This is a genomic window from Rhodococcus sp. USK13 (assembly GCF_018343855.1).
GTDB classification, from domain to species: Bacteria; Actinomycetota; Actinomycetes; order Mycobacteriales; family Mycobacteriaceae; genus Rhodococcus_F; species Rhodococcus_F oxybenzonivorans.
The window spans coordinates 5,439,238-5,457,788 of record NZ_CP069242.1 but is presented as its reverse complement, the minus strand read 5'-3'; the positions used below and the strand labels follow the sequence as shown (position 1 = coordinate 5,457,788).

16 protein-coding genes are annotated in these 18,551 nt (G+C 67.6%); 6 read left to right on the top strand and 10 right to left on the bottom strand.

Annotated features, from left to right (window positions below; genetic code table 11):
- Positions 1-297 precede the first annotated feature (297 nt).
- The 7 genes from JQT59_RS27615 to JQT59_RS27585 all read right to left on the bottom strand — a co-directional run bounded on the left by JQT59_RS27615 (position 298) and on the right by JQT59_RS27585 (position 7,112).
- Positions 298-1,809, bottom strand: a complete 1,512-nt coding sequence (locus tag JQT59_RS27615; RefSeq protein WP_213572762.1) for an ATP-dependent DNA ligase — start codon at positions 1,807-1,809, stop codon at positions 298-300.
- A 112-nt stretch (positions 1,810-1,921) separates the two neighbouring features.
- Complete coding sequence (locus JQT59_RS27610; protein WP_213572761.1) at positions 1,922-3,337, bottom strand: phytoene desaturase family protein; 1,416 nt, start codon at positions 3,335-3,337, stop codon at positions 1,922-1,924.
- 182 nt (positions 3,338-3,519) lie between these two features.
- Positions 3,520-4,776 carry an APC family permease gene (locus JQT59_RS27605; protein ID WP_213572760.1) on the bottom strand — a complete coding sequence of 419 codons (1,257 nt, stop codon included), beginning with the start codon at positions 4,774-4,776 and terminating at the stop codon, positions 3,520-3,522.
- A gap of 81 nt (positions 4,777-4,857) precedes the next feature.
- Positions 4,858-5,142: a YciI family protein gene (locus JQT59_RS27600; RefSeq protein WP_213572759.1), complete on the bottom strand. Its 285-nt coding sequence runs from the start codon at positions 5,140-5,142 to the stop codon at positions 4,858-4,860.
- A gap of 49 nt (positions 5,143-5,191) precedes the next feature.
- The gene (locus JQT59_RS27595; protein WP_213572758.1) at positions 5,192-5,977 is read right to left on the bottom strand and encodes a DUF427 domain-containing protein; all 786 of its coding nucleotides are present in this window, start codon (positions 5,975-5,977) and stop codon (positions 5,192-5,194) included.
- Positions 5,978-6,057: 80 nt separating this feature from the next.
- The gene (locus JQT59_RS27590; RefSeq protein WP_249353861.1) at positions 6,058-6,291 is read right to left on the bottom strand and encodes a hypothetical protein; all 234 of its coding nucleotides are present in this window, start codon (positions 6,289-6,291) and stop codon (positions 6,058-6,060) included.
- Between the two features lie 143 nt (positions 6,292-6,434).
- Positions 6,435-7,112 carry a DUF998 domain-containing protein gene (locus JQT59_RS27585; RefSeq protein WP_249353859.1) on the bottom strand — a complete coding sequence of 226 codons (678 nt, stop codon included), beginning with the start codon at positions 7,110-7,112 and terminating at the stop codon, positions 6,435-6,437.
- Positions 7,113-7,276: 164 nt separating this feature from the next.
- Here JQT59_RS27585 and JQT59_RS27580 point away from each other — a divergent pair, with 164 nt between their 5' ends.
- The 4 genes from JQT59_RS27580 to JQT59_RS27565 all read left to right on the top strand — a co-directional run bounded on the left by JQT59_RS27580 (position 7,277) and on the right by JQT59_RS27565 (position 12,740).
- Positions 7,277-10,156, top strand: coding sequence for an FAD-binding and (Fe-S)-binding domain-containing protein (locus JQT59_RS27580; RefSeq protein WP_213572756.1), 2,880 nt, complete (start codon positions 7,277-7,279; stop codon positions 10,154-10,156).
- Between the two features lie 99 nt (positions 10,157-10,255).
- Complete coding sequence (locus tag JQT59_RS27575) at positions 10,256-11,851, top strand: FAD-dependent oxidoreductase (RefSeq protein ID WP_213572755.1); 1,596 nt, start codon at positions 10,256-10,258, stop codon at positions 11,849-11,851.
- Positions 11,848-12,186: a 4Fe-4S dicluster domain-containing protein gene (locus tag JQT59_RS27570; protein ID WP_213572754.1), complete on the top strand. Its 339-nt coding sequence runs from the start codon at positions 11,848-11,850 to the stop codon at positions 12,184-12,186. Before JQT59_RS27575 ends, JQT59_RS27570 begins: the two co-directional genes overlap by 4 nt.
- Before the next feature lie 137 nt (positions 12,187-12,323).
- Positions 12,324-12,740: a pyridoxamine 5'-phosphate oxidase family protein gene (locus tag JQT59_RS27565; protein WP_397517765.1), complete on the top strand. Its 417-nt coding sequence runs from the start codon at positions 12,324-12,326 to the stop codon at positions 12,738-12,740.
- Between the two features lie 23 nt (positions 12,741-12,763).
- On the opposite strand, the gene JQT59_RS27560 is transcribed toward JQT59_RS27565, so the two are convergent.
- On the bottom strand, positions 12,764-12,916 hold the full coding sequence (locus JQT59_RS27560) for a hypothetical protein (protein WP_162603204.1): 153 nt from the start codon (positions 12,914-12,916) through the stop codon (positions 12,764-12,766).
- A 335-nt stretch (positions 12,917-13,251) separates the two neighbouring features.
- On the opposite strand from JQT59_RS27560, the gene JQT59_RS27555 reads away from it, so the two are divergent.
- Entirely contained in the window at positions 13,252-13,899 is a 648-nt protein-coding gene (locus tag JQT59_RS27555) for a restriction endonuclease (RefSeq protein WP_213572752.1), read from the top strand.
- Between the two features lie 5 nt (positions 13,900-13,904).
- Here JQT59_RS27555 and JQT59_RS27550 read toward each other — a convergent pair whose 3' ends face one another.
- The gene (locus tag JQT59_RS27550; protein ID WP_159921032.1) at positions 13,905-14,363 is read right to left on the bottom strand and encodes a 6,7-dimethyl-8-ribityllumazine synthase; all 459 of its coding nucleotides are present in this window, start codon (positions 14,361-14,363) and stop codon (positions 13,905-13,907) included.
- A 23-nt stretch (positions 14,364-14,386) separates the two neighbouring features.
- Positions 14,387-14,899 (bottom strand): Lrp/AsnC family transcriptional regulator, encoded by a 513-nt coding sequence (locus JQT59_RS27545; protein WP_109328528.1) that lies wholly within the window; start codon positions 14,897-14,899, stop codon positions 14,387-14,389.
- A gap of 138 nt (positions 14,900-15,037) precedes the next feature.
- Between JQT59_RS27545 and JQT59_RS27540 the strand changes: the two genes are divergently transcribed.
- On the top strand, positions 15,038-18,547 hold the full coding sequence (locus tag JQT59_RS27540) for an indolepyruvate ferredoxin oxidoreductase family protein (RefSeq protein WP_349306987.1): 3,510 nt from the start codon (positions 15,038-15,040) through the stop codon (positions 18,545-18,547).
- The last annotated feature ends 4 nt before the right edge of the window (positions 18,548-18,551 follow it).

Below are 18,551 nucleotides of genomic sequence, written 5' to 3'. Positions count from 1 at the left end.
GCCCTTTCGGGAGTGCTCGTGAATGGCGCTCCCGGACGACCTATCGTCCGACCGTGACCCCGGAGGGGAGCACCCATGTCGATACTGCGTTCACGGGTACCACCTCCTCGTTCTCTAGCACGGCCTCCGAAAGGTAGCAGTGGCCGCCGTGGTCCGCCAACCGGTTTTTGCTGCCGCGCGCTGTTCCTCCCGACCACCGGGACGACGTCTACCCGCACCGATCGGAGTCCCGAGCGCGCACTCGCACGTCGCCCTGCTGATCGGCACCACACTCGACGAAGTCAGCCTCGGTCTCGTTCAGCCCGGGAGTAGTGCGCGCACGGCGTCGATGGTGTCGGCGTCGGCGGGGTCCTTGTCGGGCCGGTACCGCAGAACCCGGGCGAATCGGAGCGCGACGCCGCCGCGGTAGCGGGAGCTGACCTGCACGCCGTCGAGTTCGATCTCGACGACGATCCTCGGATGCAGGAACACGGTATGGGAGTCGCGGGCGCGTTCATGTCGCGGGAATTCGTCCGTCTGCCACTGCAACAACGCGTCGGTGAGGCCTTTGAACGTTTTCCCCACCATGATCGGATCACCGCCGTCGGGGTCGCGGGCCCCGAGATGCAGATTGGAGAGGTAGCCGGTACGCCGGCCGTAACCCCATTCGGCGCCCAGGACCACCAGGTCCAGGGTGTGCTCTGGTTTGACCTTCTGCCACGCCCGACCGCGGCGCCCCGCCGCGTAGGGGGCCGACAGTGACTTCACCATGACGCCTTCGTGCCCCGCGGCGAGGGCCTCGTCGAAATGTGTTGCCGCTGCGTTGGCGTCGGGCCGGCGCAGTCCTGGGATGCGATGCTGCGGGGCGACGGTTTCGAGGGCGTCGAGGCGCTGCTCGAGTGGGGCGTCGAGCAGGTCGATTCCGTCGAGATGCAGGCAGTCGAAGAAGTACGGGTGCAGCAGTAGCTCGCGGGCACTTTCGGCGCCGAAGCGGCTCATCGTTTCCTGGAAGGGGCGGGGACGACCGGAGTCGGTCAACGCCAGTGTCTCACCGTCGAACACCGCGGACTCGCAGGGGAGGCCGGCGACGAGTTCCACCAGTTCGGGGACACTGCCGGTGATCTCACGCAGCGTGCGGGTGAAGATGTGGACTTCATCGAGGTTGCGGTGCACCTGAATTCGCGCACCGTCGAGCTTGAACTCGACGCTGACGTCACCGCCGAGTTCCGTCCAGGCGTCCGCGAGGGATTCGGCGGGAGAGGCCAGCATCGGCCGGATCGGTCGACCCACCTCGAGGCGGAACGCGCCGAGCGCCTCCACTCCGCCGGCGAGCGCCGCGGTCGCAGTGGCCGGCAGCCGCCCCGACAGCATGAAGGCGCGGCGAACCGGCTCGACGGGCAGAGCGGCCGCGGCGGCGATGGCGTCGGTCATGATTCCTTCGAGTGCGCCCTGTCGAAGATCTCCTGTCAGCAGCCGAACGAGGAAGTCGCGTTCGCCCGGCGTCGTTCGGGTAAATAGGTCGGTGAGCAGAGTGCGTCGTCGTTCCGTCGAGCCCGATCCGGAAGTCCCGGCCAGCTCGGTGAGCAGTCCGTCGACATCGGCGACGGTCACGGTGGAGTGATCCGCGGGCGTGGCGGGGAGGTCGGCGAGCATCCGCCAGCCGATGCCGATCCGGCCCTGCCGCAGTTCCCCGGAGAGCCAGGCCACCACGGGCTCGACCTCTTCGGGTTCGAGGTCGGCGAGCAGTGTGCGCAGCGCCTCGATCTTCACCTTGCGGGACCGGGTGGCCCCCACAGCACGCGACGTGTCCACGATCCGCGAAACCAGCATTCCCCGACGGTAGCTGGATCGATGCTGCGGTGCACGGTCAGCAGTTGGGCCGTCCGGACGTAATTCTCGCAGTTGAGGAAAAGCCGCGGAGGGTCTCCCTCGGTCACCACCATCAGCTCTCGAGATACTTCAGCGCCGACTGGGCGGCGTTGAAGCCGCACATGCCGTGGACTCCTGCCCCCGGCGCGGTCGCGGAGGAGCACAGGTACACCCCCGGGATTCCGGTGGAATACGGGTCGAGGCCGATGCGGGGCCGCATCGCGATCTGCAGTGCGGTGTTGGCGCCCACTCCGATGTCGCCGCCGATGTAGTTGGCGTTGTGCTGTTCCATCTGCGCCACCGAGCGCACGTGCTGCCCCACGATGCGGTCTCGGAATCCTGGTGCGAACCGCTCGATCTGGTCGATGATCGCCTGCGTGGCGTCGCCCGAATAGCCATGGGGCACATGTCCATACGCCCAGACCGGGTTGATATTCCCAGCGGAGCGGGACGGGTCCGCCAGGTACTGCTGCCCAAGGAGCACCGTCGGCCTCGCGGGCATGACACCACGCGCGATCTGTCCTTCGGCCTCAGCGACCTCTTCGAACGTTCCGCCGAGATGCAGCGTCCCCGCGGCGCGGCAGTGCTCGTTGGTCCACGGAACATGGCCGTCGACGGCGAAATCGACCTTGAAGGCCGCCGGCCCGTATTTGTACCGGCGGTAGGCGCGGGCGACCCTGCCCGGCAACCGATCACCCGCTATTCGCAGCACGGCACGCGGCGCCACGTCGAGCATCACGAGGTCCGGTGAGCCCAGCGAATCGAGGGAGTCGACGTACACCCCGGTCTCGATGGTGCCGCCGAGCCGGCCGAGCAGCGACGCCATCGCGTCGGTGATCGACCGGGAACCGCCCTCCGCGACCGGCCACCCGTACGCATGGCCGGCGGCGGTGAGCATCAGACCCACGGAACTGCTCATCGGGGTGTGCAGAGAACTGAACGCGTGGGCCGCCACCCCGCCGAACAGGGCCCGTGTCTCCGGTCGCTTCCACCGGCGGGCCGTCAGTGCCGCCGGGGCGAGCGCGTTGACGCCGAACTTGGCGAGCTGCAGAGGATGCGCGGGCCAGTGCGCGATCGGACGGAACACGTCGCCGGTCAGCTCGTCGAACGACGTCGACAGCCGGCCGAACATCCGCTGCCAGGCCTTGCCGTCCTCGCCCATGTTCGCGGCGGTGCGGTCGATGTCGCGCCAGAGCACCCCAGCCGATCCGGAGTCGAGGGGGTGGACCAGGTCGATCTCCGGCCACAGCCACCGAAGTCCGTAGTCGCCCAGCCCGAGCGACTGCAGAAAGGGCGAAGCCACCCCGGTGGGGTGGAACGCCGAGCAGTCGTCGTGGATGAGGCCGGGGAGGGTGAGTTCGGAGGAGCGGGTGCCGCCACCGATCGTGTCCTTGGCCTCGAGCACCCGCACCGACACGCCCTGCCTGGCCAGGTGGATGGCGGCAGCGAGCCCGTTGGGCCCGCTGCCGACCACTACCGCAGTTGTCACGAGGTAGTCCTCACTTCAGTGCCATCGCCATCGGCGCCTCGGTCACCACTTCGTGTGCGCGTTGCGAGGCATCCCGTAACGACCATTCAACCTCGAGGGGGATAGGCCCGTCAGGCAACCAGGGCTGCGCGTCCACGGCATCCTTGACCAGGTACGACCCCGTTGAAGGGACAACGTTCCGTTCAGCGTCGAGATCGGGACACGACGGCGCGCACCCAGTACACGGCAACGCCGACACCGAGGACGACGATGCCCCACACCACCGAGGGAAGGGGAAGGAACGCGGCGAGGATCAGACATCCGGCCGCACCCGTCGCCGCGACGAGCCGGGACCGTAGCTGCGCAGACAACGTCCACGCAGAGGCGTTCGCGATCAGGTAGTAGACCAGCACGGCGAACGACGAGAACCCGATGACTCCCCGCAGATCCGCTGTCGCGGCGAGGACAGCCACGACGGTTCCCACGGCCAGCTCGGCGCGGTGCGGTACCGAGTAGCGAGGGTGGACGGCGTCGAGGACCCGGGGGAGGTTTCCGTCGCGGGCCATCGCGAACGTGGTGCGGGACACGCCGAGGATCAGCGAGAGCAAGGAACCGAGTGCGGCGACGACGGCGGCCACCCGCACGACAGGTTCGGCACCAGCGAATCCGGCGGCAGCGACCGCCTCGGCCAGCGGGTCGGTCGCGGCGGCCAGCCGGTCCGGACCGAGGACGGTCAACACCGCGACCGCGACCAGGAGATACACGAGCAGGGTGACTGCGAGCGCAAGGGGGATGGCCCGGGAGATGGTCCGGCGCGGGTCCCGAACCTCCTCACCCAGGGTGGCAATACGTGCGTACCCGGCGAAGGCGAAGAATAACAAGCCGGCCGCTTGCAGAACGCCGGTGACGCCGTAACCCCGGGTCAGTACCGGGCCGTCGAAACCCGTGTCGGTTGCGTTGAGGCACAGCAACACGACCAAGGCCAGGACGGCGAGGACGAAGAACACGATTCCGCGGGTGGCCCACGCCGATTTCTGAACACCCAGATAGTTGACCGCGGTGATCACCGCGACGGCGACGACCGCGATGACGTGCTCGTAACCCGGCCAGGCGTAGGCGCCGACGGTCAGGGCCATGGCCGCACAGGAAGCAGTCTTCCCGACGACGAAACCCCAGCCGGCCAGGTATCCGAAGAAGGGGCCGAGCCGTTCGCGGCCGTAGACGTACGTCCCCCCGGACTGGGGGTAGAGCGCTGCCAGGCGCGCCGAGGAGTTGGCGTTGCAGTAGGCGATCACCGCTGCGACCGCCAACCCGAAGAGCAACGCGCCGCCCGCCGCGGCAGCAGCCGGAGCGAGCGCCGCGAAGATGCCGGCCCCGATCATCGACCCGAGGCCGATCATCACCGAGTCGAATACACCCAGTCGGCGTTTGAGCTGCGGCGCCGATAGCGGCTCGGTCATGCGGTCCCTTCCGGCGGTCGACGATGGTCGGTCGCCGACGCTACCGCGCCCCGTCCGAAACCGCCGACCACGCCGATCGGGTCACTCGCTGAATTCGCCCATCACCGGATGCCATTCGCTGACTCGCATGTTCTCCACGAGTTTCGCCTGAACGAAAGGATCCTGCTGGAACAGTCGAGTGACCGTTTCTTCGTCGGGCCCATCGGCGATGATGAAGGCGCCCGTGCCGTCGGCGAGGGGACCGGTCGAACGCACCACCTTCCGCCGGATCATTTCCGCGATCCAGCCGCGATGATCGCCCCGGTGATCGTCACGCCGCGACGACGTCTCCGGGTTGTAGGTGTATTCCACGACGAACAGAGACATGCTGTTCTCACTTCCTCGGGAGACTCCCGGTGTCTTCAGTCTGCAACACTCACTCGTCGAGCGGGACCCCGTCGACGACGATTCGGGTGGCATCGCCCGGGAGAAACGACACATGGTCGTCGATGCCCGACGCCTCGGCCGTCGTGAACGGGTAGTACCAGGCAGCGTCGTCGACAGGCTCGTCGGTGCCCGACCCCGCGAACGACAGGTACGACGCGGTGCCCTTGTACGGGCAGGACGTGCGGGTGGGGGAGTCGGTGAAAAACTCGCCGCGCACGTCGATCCGGGGAACGTAGTAGCGGACGGGTAGTGAAGTCTCGAACAGAAGTTGCGGCCGGACACTGTCGGCGACCAGAGTGTCGCCGATGTAAACCTCGACATGCCGGGACGAGGGTAGGACGTCGACCCGCACATACGGGTCGCGGGCGTGCACGAACACCTGCTGGTCCTCCTCGTACCAGGCGTCCATCTTGTTCCAGTAGAACGAGACGTACGTGCTCAGATCCAGCGAGTCGTCGAGGGGCGCGTCGTATCCCCACAGCGCCTGCTCGGCGCGGCGGTCGCTCACCACCAGGTCCCAATACCGGGCCGTTCCCTTCCACGGGCATTGAGTCGTCGTGGCCACGGGCTCGAGGAACTCGGTCCGCACATCGTCTCGGGGAATGTAGTAGACGGGCGGCAGCCCCTTCTCGAACAGGTACACCGCGCGCGTCGTGTCGGCGATCGGCTGTCCGGCGAAAAACACCCGAATGCGCCTGTGGCTCTGTTCGATCGAAATTCGGCCGTTCGCTGCGGACTGCTGGACCGCGGCGGCATGAGTGAGAGCGGTAGACATCGGCGCCTCCATGGAAGGCCCCGCGGCCGTGCGCCTTTGTGGTAACCGGAGCTACCAAAAATTCGCACGGACAAGGAGCGTCAGCGGGTGATCGTGTTGATTACGTCGAACACGGCGGGCGGCGGGATCTCCTGCGGCAACTTCGGGCGGATCACCTCGTCGAAGAACTTGTCGTGGTCGGCCTGGGACTCCCAGATCTCGGACACCGTCATGCCGTCACCCTCAGCGAATGCGTAGTGGGCGATGAAACCGCTGGCATTCCGGAGCGCATCGGTGGTGGGCGTGGCAACCGCGGAGTACTGATCGGCCGTCATCCCTGAAGCGTGGTGTCGTACTACAACAGACATTGGTTTGTCCTCTCGATGACTGAAGCCGTACCTGCCGGTCACACGGGACGGGAGAGCACGGTAGATACAACCCTTCTCGGTCGAAAACGGGCGGTCAAGGCTCGACACGCCTAGGGTCGAGGGCACGGGTGTCGACGCCCCGGGCTCACCATTAGCGCTGCGACTCCGGCGCTGACCACCCAGAGGGTGAAGGGGTACAACGCAAGCCGTTCGGTGGCGCCGAACGACGTGCCGGGGACGGCGATGGCGATGGTGCCGAGCATTCCCGCGAGGCAGCACGACCCCGTCCAGACGGCGAATCCGCGCCACCGCTCGAACAGCGCCACAGCGAGGAAGGCGAGGGCTGCGTTGCGGGCCACGAATGTGGGGGTGGCGACGATCTGGTGCAGGCCGGCGTCCACGTTGATGGGCACCAGTCCGGTCAGTGCCGCGCTCAGTGCGGCCAGCACGAGTAGGGCCAGGGCGGTCACCCGCAGCCGCCCAGCGGGGAGGAATCCGCGCAATCCGACGGCACCGACGACGATCAGCACACCGGTCATGACGAAAGCACCGTTCATCAGCGCGTGAAGGGGCGAGCAAATTCGGGCGACCGCCAGTTGGGATGCGGATCCGTCGCATCCCGTGGCGCCGAGCTTGCTGATCGAGTCGGTAGTCGCCTCGTACCGTCTCGGCCACGCTGCTGCGGTGACCACCTCCGCGACGAAGTACAGCGACATCAGTACCCACGCTGCGCCGCCTACGCGCACGGCACGGGCATCGTGTGCTGAGCTGATGTTCAGAACGCTCACCTCTTGTGAACCGTCGCGTTGTGCGCGGCCTCGACCCACGCTACAGACGCTTGCCCAGTATCGTGTGATTGTTGACAATCCCAGGGCGTGACTCGACCATGTAGCCATGGCCTTGCCGACTACGCTTCCCGGACGGGACTTCGAGACGGAGGGGCAGGACGCGCGTGGCTGAGCTGACCCGTCTTGCCACCAGCCTCCGCGCTGACCTGGCGGCGCGGGGCATCGACCTCGACACCGGGTCCCGACGGCGGGCCGAGTACTCCTTCGATGCCTCGAACTACCGCGTGCCGCCGCTGGCCGTGGCGTTTCCACGCACCGTGGACGATGTGGTGTCGATCGTCCGGGCATGCACCGACCGTGCGATACCCATCACCAGTCGCGGCGGCGGTACCTCGCTCGCCGGCAACGCCATCGGCAGGGGAGTGGTCCTCGACTTCTCCCGGCACATGGCCGCCGTCCACTCTGTGGATGCCGTCGCGCGGACCGCCGTCGTCGAACCCGGGATCGTTCTCACGGACCTGCAGAAGGAGGTCCAGCTGGCGACGGACGGGGCTTTCACCTTCGCCCCCGACCCGTCGAGTAAGTCCCGCGCCACCGTCGGTGGTGCGATCGGGAACGACGCCTGCGGCAACCACTCCGTGCGGTACGGGCGCACATCGGATCACGTGATCGCGCTCGACCTCGTCACCGCCGGGGGACATCGGTTGACCGCGACCCGGAACGGTGTCCGCGCCACCGACCCCGACGACGCGTCCGCCGTGGCCGAAGCAGAACGGATCGGGACCGGGCTGCGGGACCTGGCCGACAGTCACCTCGCCGAGTTCCGGCTCGAGCTCGGTCGGATCCCGCGGCAGGTGTCCGGATTTCATCTCGCGAACCTGTTGCCGGAGAACGGATTCGACGTCGCTCGCGCCCTGGTCGGGAGCGAGGGGACGTGTGCGGTGATCGTGGCCGCCACCGTGGCGCTGGTGCCGGTGCCCCCGGCGGCGATGCTGTTGTGCCTCGGCTACCGCGACCTGGTGGACGCGGCGCGAGACAATGCGATGCTCCTCGCGTACGCACCGGCGGCGATCGAGGGCATCGACTCGGCGATCGTCGACACCATGCGACACCTCCGCGGCGCCGACTCCGTCGTGGGACTTCCCGAAGGCTCGGCGTGGCTGTACGTCGATCTCGACGGGGACGATTCCGCCGAGGTCGAGCGGCGCGGCGCCGAACTGGTGTCCAAGCTGCGGGCGGCGGGACGGCTCGTCGAAGCCCGAGTGGTCGCGGATCCCGCCGAACGCGCGTCGCTGTGGCGAGTGCGTGAGGACGGCGCCGGACTGTCTGCGCGGCTCGTCGAGGGCGGTGAGTCGTGGACCGGATGGGAAGATTCCGCAGTCGCTCCCGAGCAACTCGCCGACTACCTGGTGGACATCAAGGCGCTTCTCGCCGAGTTCCACCTCACCGGAGTGATGTACGGCCACTTCGGTGCCGGATGCATGCATATTCGCATCAACTTCGATCAGCGCACCGAGGAAGGCCGGGACGTCATGTCGCGGTTCATCCACCGGGCGGCGGAACTGTGTGTCCGGTTCGGCGGTTCGATGTCGGGCGAGCACGGCGACGGACGCGCACGCTCGTCGCTGCTACCGCTCATGTACTCGCCGACCGTGATGTCGGCGTTCGCCCAGTTCAAACAGCTCTGGGATCCGGCCGCGCTGCTCAATCCGGGCAGCATCGTCGATCCGGAACCGTTGCTCGGAAGTCTCGCGCTCGACGGCGTCGACCCGCGACCCTGGCAGACCAGCTTCGACCTCACACCCACCAGTGAGGTGCCCGTCGCCCCATTCGTCCATGCGGTGCAGGGCTGTATCGGCGTGGGCCGCTGCCGCGCGTCGACGGGCGGCGTGATGTGCCCCAGCTTCCGGGCGACCGGCGACGAGAAGGACTCCACCCGCGGCCGGGCGCGTGCCCTCCAGGAGATGGTGCGCAACTCGCCGACGATCGCAGACGGCTGGGCCTCCGAGGACGTCAAGGAATCCCTGGACCTGTGCCTGTCCTGTAAGGCGTGCTCCACCGACTGCCCGGTGGGTGTCGACATGGCCACCTACAAAGCCGAATTCCTCGACCACCACTACCGCGGCCGGCTCCGTCCCCTCTCGCACTACTCGCTCGGCTGGTTGCCGGTGTGGCTTCGGGCCGCGGAACGGTCGGCTCCCGTCGTCAACACACTCACCACCGGACGGCTCGCGAAGATCGCTGCCCGCCTGGGCGGTATCACCCCCCACCGAGAATTACCGGAGTTCGCTTCGCGCAAGCAGATTCGACGTGAGGTCGGGAGCACGTCGGGAAATTCGACCGCGGATGTCGTGCTGCTCGCCGACACCTTCACGCGGGGTTTCCGGCCGCAGGTAGTCGGCGCGGCCGCGCGGGTGCTCGAGCAGGCGGGGCTCAGCTCCCAGTGTCGCAGCGACGCATGCTGCGGCCTGACCTGGATTTCGACCGGCCAACTCGATCGTGCCAAGAAGACCCTGACCAAGGCGGCGAAGCTGCTCGACGACGGCACAGACCGTCCCATCGTCGTCCTCGAACCCAGTTGTGCTGCGGCACTGCGCAAAGATCTGCCCGAACTCGTCCACACCGACGCCGCACGACGGGTCGCGGCCAGAGTGCAGAGCTTCGCCGGTGCGGTGCTCGACCGCGTCGTGGCGGGGTGGCAACCGAGCGCCGTGCTTCCGGAAGACGTCACCGTGCAGACCCATTGCCATGAGTACGCGGTGTTCGGTGCGGCCACCCAGCGCAAAGCTCTGCAAGCAGTAGGCGTGGCGCGGGTGCGGGAAGCGACCGGATGTTGCGGCGTGGCGGGGAACTTCGGATTCGAGGACGAGCACTACGACGTCAGCATGCAGGTGGCCGAACAAGCCCTCGCCCCGGCCCTACGCGCGACCCCCGACGAGGCCGCAGTCCTCACCGACGGATTCAGCTGCCACATGCAGGTGCGCCAACTCGAACCGTCGAGATCGTCGATGCACCTCGCTGAACTCCTCGACCCGGGGCGCTAGGCGGCCCTGTTCGGTTCACGCTGATTCTGACGATGGCGGCGGCCGCGGTCGTGGTGAAGCGTGGAGGGGCAGATGTCCGCGCCGACAGGAGTGTCCTTCATGACCGAACTTCTCGACCTGAGTACCGACGTTCTCGTCATCGGCGGTGGGCCCGCCGGTGCGTGGGCGGCTCTGCGCGCCGCCCAGTCCGGCGCCGACGTCGTCCTCGTCGACAAGGGGTACTGCGGGACGAGCGGTGCGACGGCACCCTCGGGAACCGGGGTCTGGTACGTGCAGCCCGACCCGGCCGAGCGCGCCAAGGCGAAGGCCAGCCGCGAGACGCTCGGCGGTCACCTCGCCGACCATCAGTGGATGGACCGTGTCCTGCACCAGACGTACGTCAACATGCACCTTCTCGGCGAGGAGGGAAGGTACCCGTTCCCCGTCGACCCCGACACGGGACAGCAGATCCGCACCGGACTGCAGGGACCCGAGTACATGCGCCGGATGCGGGCGTGGATCAAGAGGGCAGGCGTCCGGATCCTCGACCACTCACCGGCGCTCGAACTCCTTGTCGACGCCGACGGCGTGGTACGCGGCGCGGCGGGATACCAGCGTCAGGATCACCGCGACTATCGCGTCGCTGCCGGCGCGGTCGTGATCGCCAGCGGGGGGTGCGCATTCCTGTCCCGCGCGCTCGGCACCAACGTCGACACCGGGGACGGTGCGCTGATGGCGGCGGAGGTGGGGGCCACGTTCTCCGGGATGGAATTCTCCAATGCCTACGCCATCGTGCCCGCCAACTCGACCATCACCAAGACCGCCTACTACGGCTACGCCACCTTCTTCCGCGCCGACGGAAGCGTCCTCGAGGGTGCCGGCTCGACCAAGGGTCGCTCGGTGATAGCGCGCACGTTGCTGTCCGAGCCGGTCTACGCGCAGCTCGACCGCGCCGACGACGTGGTGCAGCGACAGATGCGACTGGGTCAGCCCAACTTCTTCTTGCAGTTCGATCGTCGCGGCATCAACCCGTTCGCCGACCGCTTCGAGGTGAGCATGCTCGCCGAAGGCACCGTGCGAGGAACCGGCGGCATCGAGGTGGTCGACAACAGCTGCGCCACCACGGTTCCCGGATTGTTCGCGGCCGGCGACGCCGCCACCCGTGAACGCATCTGCGGAGGATTCACCGGTGGCGGCAGCCACAACTCGGCATGGGCGATGTCGTCGGGCAGTTGGGCCGGGACGGGTGCCGCCGGCTTCGCTCGTTCGGTGGGCCGGATTCGCGCGTCCGAGCTCCGCGCGGTGGGCCGAGCCGGGCTGCGGCCGACGTCGCGATCCGAAGTGGACGCCCCGGCCGTCGTGGCGGCCGCGCAAGCGGAACTGCTCCCGTACGAGAAGAATTTGCTGCGTGACGGAGGACGCGTTCAGGGTGCCCTCGACGAACTGGAGTCGTTGTGGACGGTGGTGTCTTCGGGCCTCGGCGCCGACTCCGGTGACCAACGGGTCCGGGCCAGGCAGGCGGCGGCGATCACTGCAGTCGGCCGCTGGATGTACCACTCGGCGCTGGCACGCACCGAAACGCGGGGCATGAGCAAGCGAGCCGATTTCCCCGACCTCGACCTGTCCCAGCACCATCACATCCTCACCGGCGGCCTGGACGAAGTGTGGACCGCGGCCGGAGCGCTCAAAGGTGCAGAATTGCAGGTGGCTTCGTGATCGAGGTGGTGCTGGCCGAGGCGTGCATCGGCTGCGACAAGTGCGTCGACGCATGCCCCACCAACGTCTTCGACCGCACCGAGTCGGGGGTTCCGGTGATCGCCCGCCAATCCGACTGCCAGACGTGCTTCATGTGCGAGGCGTACTGCCCCGTCGACGCCCTCTACGTCGATCCTCGGTCCACGCCGCTGCCGGACGGTCAGCACATCGCCGACGAGCACATCGGCCGCTACCGGGAAAAGCTCGGATGGGGAAAGGGGCGAATCGCCGGATCGCTCACGGCGATCGGCCCCGCCCTGCCGCACGGCGCGCCGCCGCCGAGGCTCCGCCCGTGAGTGGTTGAGGAGTCCAGGGACTCGTTTACCGCTCACAGCGAGGAATACCGTCGTATCGTCGCGAGTTGGTGTTGTTGCCTGCACCGGCGAATCCGAGCGAATCGAGTAGATCGGAGCACGACGTGTCCGAGATGACCATGAGCAAAGCCGATCGTGAAAAGTTCCTCGCGGCACTCCATGTGGGCGTGATCGCGGTCGATAGGGAAGGTCGTGCGCCTCTCGCCGTTCCCATCTGGTATGGCTACGAACCCGGCGGTGAGGTCTATGTGTGGACCGGGCGGGGATCGCTGAAAGAACGCCTGATCCGGGCGGCGGGTCGATACAGTCTCGTCGCCCAGGACGAGGCGCCGCCGTATCGGTATGTCAGCGTGGAAGGTCCCGCGAGATTCGACGAGTCACCGACTGCCGATGACATCCGTGGCCTCGCCACCCGGTACCTCCCCGCCGACGAGGTCGACGCCTTCGTGGAGCAGTCCTTCGACGCAGCCAGTGCCGTCCTCATTCGCATGCGGCCCGAACACTGGCTGAGTGTCGACTACGGCAAGGGTTCCTGACACCCGAACGCGCAGAGCAGCGCTCAGAAATCGACATTATCGTCGGGGCCCTCGCCCGTGAGCGCGTCGACGACGGCAGCAAGGTCGGTGGTCGAGACCGCGCCGGCCGGTTCGCTGCGTCGGTCCTCGAGGCGGACCGGGCGCGACTGCTCGACGTGTGGTCGTGCATCCGTCATGGGAAACAACTCCTTCTGCGAGTGCCCGAGCGGCCCGGGAGGAACCGTCTCGACCCCCATCCTCCACCTGCCGTATTGCTCAGTAGTTACCAGCTAATTACTGGACGCTGCGTCCTGGGTGACGGAACACCGCCGGTCATGCCACCAGCTCATTCTCACCACTCCTGGTTCTCACGCTGTCTACCTCCACGATCCGCGACTTCGGTGGAAACCGCTGCACCGCCCACCAACTCGTAGGTCTGGCTGTGACGTTCGCCCGCAGATAGCTGATTTGGGCGAACGTCCGGGTACCGTCGACAGGAAGGACTGTTTTCGAGTTGTGGGGGAGGAATGGCATGGCACGCATACGCACGGCGGCAGAAGCAGAGGTCAACGCAGCCGAGCAGATGCAGCGACTCGGATACCACGACGCCACCGCGCTGCTCGGTGGTGTGGACGGCGGTATCGACGTGTATTCGGCGCGGGCCTATGCGCAGGTGAAATGGCGCGGCGGACGCGCAGACCGGGCGGATCTGCAGAATCTGTACGGCGCTCGCGGCACGAGCTCCGGCCGCGACCTTCTGTACTTTGCGGCCGCCGGATACACCGACGACGCCGTCGAGTACGCCGAGGCACTAGGTATCGCCCTGTTTCGCTGCGAGGCCGACGGCGAGACACCGCCGGTGGGCAGCCACGCTCCGAAGTTGATTACCGCCGCGCGTCACTCGGCGGTTGCGGTGGCGTCGGCACCATCGCAGGCGCCGGCACCTGGCAAGGCGTCGCCCGTGCTCTCCGTCGCCCGCACTGTCTGGGCGCGGGTCGCGGCATTCCTCGGTACACACTGGCGCCTGATCGGCGCGATCGTGTGCACGCTGGTCCTGCTGATCGCCCCCTTCGGCGAGGGAGACGTCGGACTGCGCGTCTTCGCCACAATCGCGAGTGTGGTCGGCGCCCCGGTGTTCTGGTTGCTCTACCTTCAGCACCGACAGGTGCCGGGCAGGTAGCAGGGCTATTCGGTGGGCAGTGCCTTCAGAGACCTGACGGTGGCGACGCAGGCGCGCGCGGCCTCGGCGCCCTTCTTGACGAAGTGCTCCCCGAAGAAGGTGAGGTGCTCCTCGTGCTCGTGGAAGTGGTGCGGGGTGAGCACCACCGAGAACACCGGCACATCGGTGTCGAGCTGCACCCGCATGAGGCCGTCGATCACGGCGGTGGCGACGAATTCGTGCCGGTAGATTCCGCCGTCGACCACGAGCGCAGCCGCCACGACGGCGTCGTATCGTCCGATGAGCGCGAGGCGGCGAGCGTGGAGCGGAATCTCGAAGGCGCCCGGCACCTCGAAGAAGTCCAGCTGGTCCTTCGAGTACCCGAGCGTGGCCACCTCGTCGGTGAAGCCGTCGCGGGCGCGATCGACGATGTTGCGGTGCCACGTGGCCTGGATGAACGCGATCCGTCCCTGACTCTCACTCATGGTCTGAAACTACTGCACCGGTCCTAGCGTTGCGAACGCGGCAGGGCCGTGGATCGACCCCAACCGGACTCACCGGTGAGGTGCTCGAGCAACGGCTGGATCCGATACGGCAGCGGGCTGGTCAGGGCAATCGTGGTGGTGGAGTGGGTGATCCCGGGGAGATTGGCGATCTTCTCGAGCAGCTTCTGCAGTTCGGCGTGCGTCGACGTGGCCACGCGCACCAGCAGGTCCTCGCGGCCGGTGGTCGCATGAATCTCGATGACTTCCGGCAGGTCGACGAGCCGGTTGCCGACCGCGGTGAGTTTGCCCTGCTCGAGTTCGAGTCCGACGAAGGCCTGGATCGGAATGCCCACCTGAGCCAGGTCGAGGTTGGGGCGGAATCCGGTGAGCAGTCCGCTGGTCTCCATCCGCTTCATCCGGGACTGGACGGTGTTGCGGGCGACGCCCAGCGAATTGGCGAGTTCGGCCACGCTCATGCGTGAGTCCTTGCCGAGCAGTCCGAGCAACTGCACGTCGAGCTTGTCGATGCTGAGCACTTTGGGCACCTCCGGGAAGTGACGACCGTCACCGGTTGCGTGAACTGATCAGTTGAACCGATTTGCGTTGACCAAATCTTAGACCAGATACAGGATCAAGCTCACGAAATGCTCAACGCGACGGATCGGGAATCGCAGATGACTCAGCTAGACGACGCTCGTACCAGTGCAGCATCCTTTGATCTCGCCGACCGATACCGGGCCGACTCGGGCCCGGTGTTGATGACCGGTGTCCAGGCCATCGCCCGCCAGTTGGTGGAGCAGCACGAACGCGACCGCCGCGCGGGACTGAACGTCGCAACGTTCGTCTCCGGCTACCAGGGCAGCCCCCTCGCCGGCCTCGACCGCACCATCGCTGCGATCCCCACGTTGAGCACCGATCACGACGTCAAGTTCGTGCCCGGGATGAACGAGGAACTGGCCGCGACGTCGGTCTGGGGCAGCCAGGTGGACCTTCCCGCCGGCGAGCGAACCCACGACGGTGTCGTCGGCGTCTGGTACGGCAAGGGCCCCGGTCTCGACCGCGCCAGCGACTCCATCCGGCACGCCGCCATGTACGGCGCCAACGCCCGCGGCGGTGTCCTCGTCCTGGTCGGCGACGACCCCAACGCCAAGTCCTCCACCATCCCCTGCGCCAGCGAGCGGTCGATGGCCGCGATGGGAATGCCGGTGTTCTTCCCGCGCAACGCCGAGGAGGTCATCGCCTTCGGCCTCTACGGGGTGGCGCTGTCGCGGATCTCCGGCTGCTGGTCGGGCATGAAGATCGTCGCCGACGTGGCCGACGGACTCTGGACCCTCGACCGCAACTTCGCCGACCTCGACATCGTGCTCCCCGAGATCGAGTGGAACGGCAGGCCGTGGTCGTATCAGCAGCGTGTGCTGGCGTCCCCGCCCGACAGTGTCTACGCCGAGGCCGACCTCTACGGGCCGCGCTGGGCGATGGTCGAGGCGTTCAACGCCGCCAACGACATCGACCGGATCGAGGTGAACCCGCGCAGCGCGTGGCTAGGCATCGCCGCCGTCGGCACCGCCTACGACTCGCTGCGCCAGGCCCTGCTCGACCTCGGGCTCGGCGACTCCCAGCTCGAGGACGCCGGCATCCGCATCCTCCGCGTCGGCATGCCCTACCCGCTCGGCGCCGACAAGGTTCGCGAACTCGCCGACGGCGTCGAGCAGGTCCTCGTGGTCGAGGAGAAGATGCCGTTCGTCGAGTCGCAGCTCAAGGACATCCTCTACGGCGCCGCGAGCGCTCCTGCCGTGCTGGGCAAGAAGAACGCGCAGGGCAAGAACCTGATCCCCGTCGACGGTGAACTCACCGCCGCCCGCCTCACCGGGCCGCTGCGCCGCGTCCTGAAAGATCGGGTCGCGCTGACGCCGGCCCCGCCGCCGCGTCTCGAGCTGACCGTTCTCCCGACGTCGCGCACCCCGTACTTCTGCTCCGGCTGCCCGCACAACCGGTCCACCGCGGTGCCCGAGGGTTCGATCGCGGGCGGCGGCATCGGCTGTCACACCCTGGTCACCATGTCGGGTCGCACCGACAGCTCCGTCACGATGCTCACGCAGATGGGCGGCGAGGGCGCGCAGTGGATCGGGCAGGCCCCGTTCACCGATGTCCCGCACATGTTCCAGAACGTCGGCGACGGCACGTACTTCCACTCCGGTCAGCTCGCCGTGCAGGCGTGCGTCGCCGCCGGCGTCAACATCACCTACAAGGTGCTCTACAACTCCGCCGTCGCGATGACCGGCGCGCAGGACGCCGAGGCCGGGCTGACCGTCCCGCAGCTGACCCACAAGCTGGCGTCCGAGGGCGTCAAGCAGATCATCGTGTGCGCCGAGGACCCCAAACGGCACAAGGGAGCCCGCTTCGCGGCCAACACACTGCTGTGGGACCGCACCCGTCTCGACGAGGCGCAGCGCGTCCTGCGGGACATCGAGGGCGTCACCGTGCTGATCTTCGATCAGCAGTGCGCCGCCGAGGCCCGCCGCAAGCGCAAGCGCGGCAAGCTGCCCACCCGCCGTACCCGCGTCGTCATCAACGAGGCGGTCTGCGAGGGCTGCGGTGACTGCGGCGTGAAGTCCAACTGCCTGTCCGTGCAGCCCGTCGACACCGAATTCGGTCGCAAGACAAAGATCGACCAGACCAGCTGCAACACTGACTACTCCTGCCTCGAGGGCGACTGCCCGTCGTTCGTGACGGTCGAGCTGCCCGAGGAAGACGCGCCGAAGACCTTGCGCGAGATCCCGGTTCCGCCGGAGGTCGGCGATCCCGATCCCGCCGTGTGGACCGGAACGCACAATCTGTTCATGGCCGGTGTCGGTGGTACGGGCATCGTCACCGTCAACCAGGTGCTGGGCATGGCCGCGTTGCGTGCCGGGCTGCACGTCGAGGGACTGGACCAGACCGGTCTCAGCCAGAAGGCCGGACCCGTCACGTCGCACCTGCGGCTCAGTGATCAGAAGACGCGTTCGGGGAGCTCGGCGCCGTCCAACCGGATCAGCCCCGCGACCGCCGACTGCGTCCTCGCGTTCGACCTGCTGACCGCGGCCGACGCCAAGTACGCCGGATACGGCAGCTCCGAGCGCACCATCACCGTCGCATCGACCAGCCAGACCCCGACCGGCGACATGGTCTACGACCCCGCTGTCCGCTACCCGGACGAGGACAAGCTGCTCGAGCGTCTCGACGTCTCGGCCCGCGAGCTCACCGCGATCGACGGGCTCGCCGCCGCCACCGCATTGTTCGGCAGCACCGCCGCCGCCAACTTCCTGCTGGTCGGCGCGGCCTACCAGGCCGGCGGACTTCCCGTTCCGGCCCGCTTCATCGAGGAAGCCCTCGAAATCAACGGGGTGGCCGTCGAGTCCAACAAGGCCGCCTTCCACTGGGGACGCGTCGCCGTCGCCGACCGGGAAGCCTTCCTCGCCGCCACGAGCTCGGCCGCCGTGCCGCAGCGAAGCGACACCGCCGTTCCGACGCACCTGTTCGCCGGGTCCACCCTCGGCGGTACGACGCGCGAGCTCACCGAACGTCGCGCAGCCAATCTTGTTGCCTTCCAGGGTGACCGGGTCGCCGCCCGCTACATCGCCCTGGTGCAACAGGCGTGGGACGCCGAGCGCGAGCTGGGCGACCGCACGGAGTTCAGCGAGTCCGTCGCCGCCGGGTTGCACAAGCTCACCGCCTACAAGGACGAGTACGAAGTGGCCCGGATGCTCACCGACCAGGCCTTCCTCGACGCCGCAGCGGGTGAGGTGCCCGGTGCCGGCAAGCTGACCTACAAGCTGCATCCGCCCGTCCTCAAGGCGATGGGCCGCAAGAACAAGATCGGACTCGGGCCACGCTCCCACGTCGCCCTCAAAGCCCTCGCCAAGGCGAAGTTCCTGCGCGGCACCGCCTTCGACCCGTTCGGCTACGCCAAGGTTCGCCGGCTCGAGCGTCAACTGCTCGCGCATTTCGAGTCGACGGTCAGCGAACTGATCGCCGATCTCACCGCCGAGAACTACGACACCGCCGCTCAGATCGCCGCAGCACCCGACCTGGTGCGGGGCTACGAAGACGTGAAACTCCGCAATGTCGCCGTCTACCTCCAGCGTCTCGCCGAACTCGGCGTCGACACCTCGACCATCACGATCACCACTCCGGAAAGGTCCTGAGAAA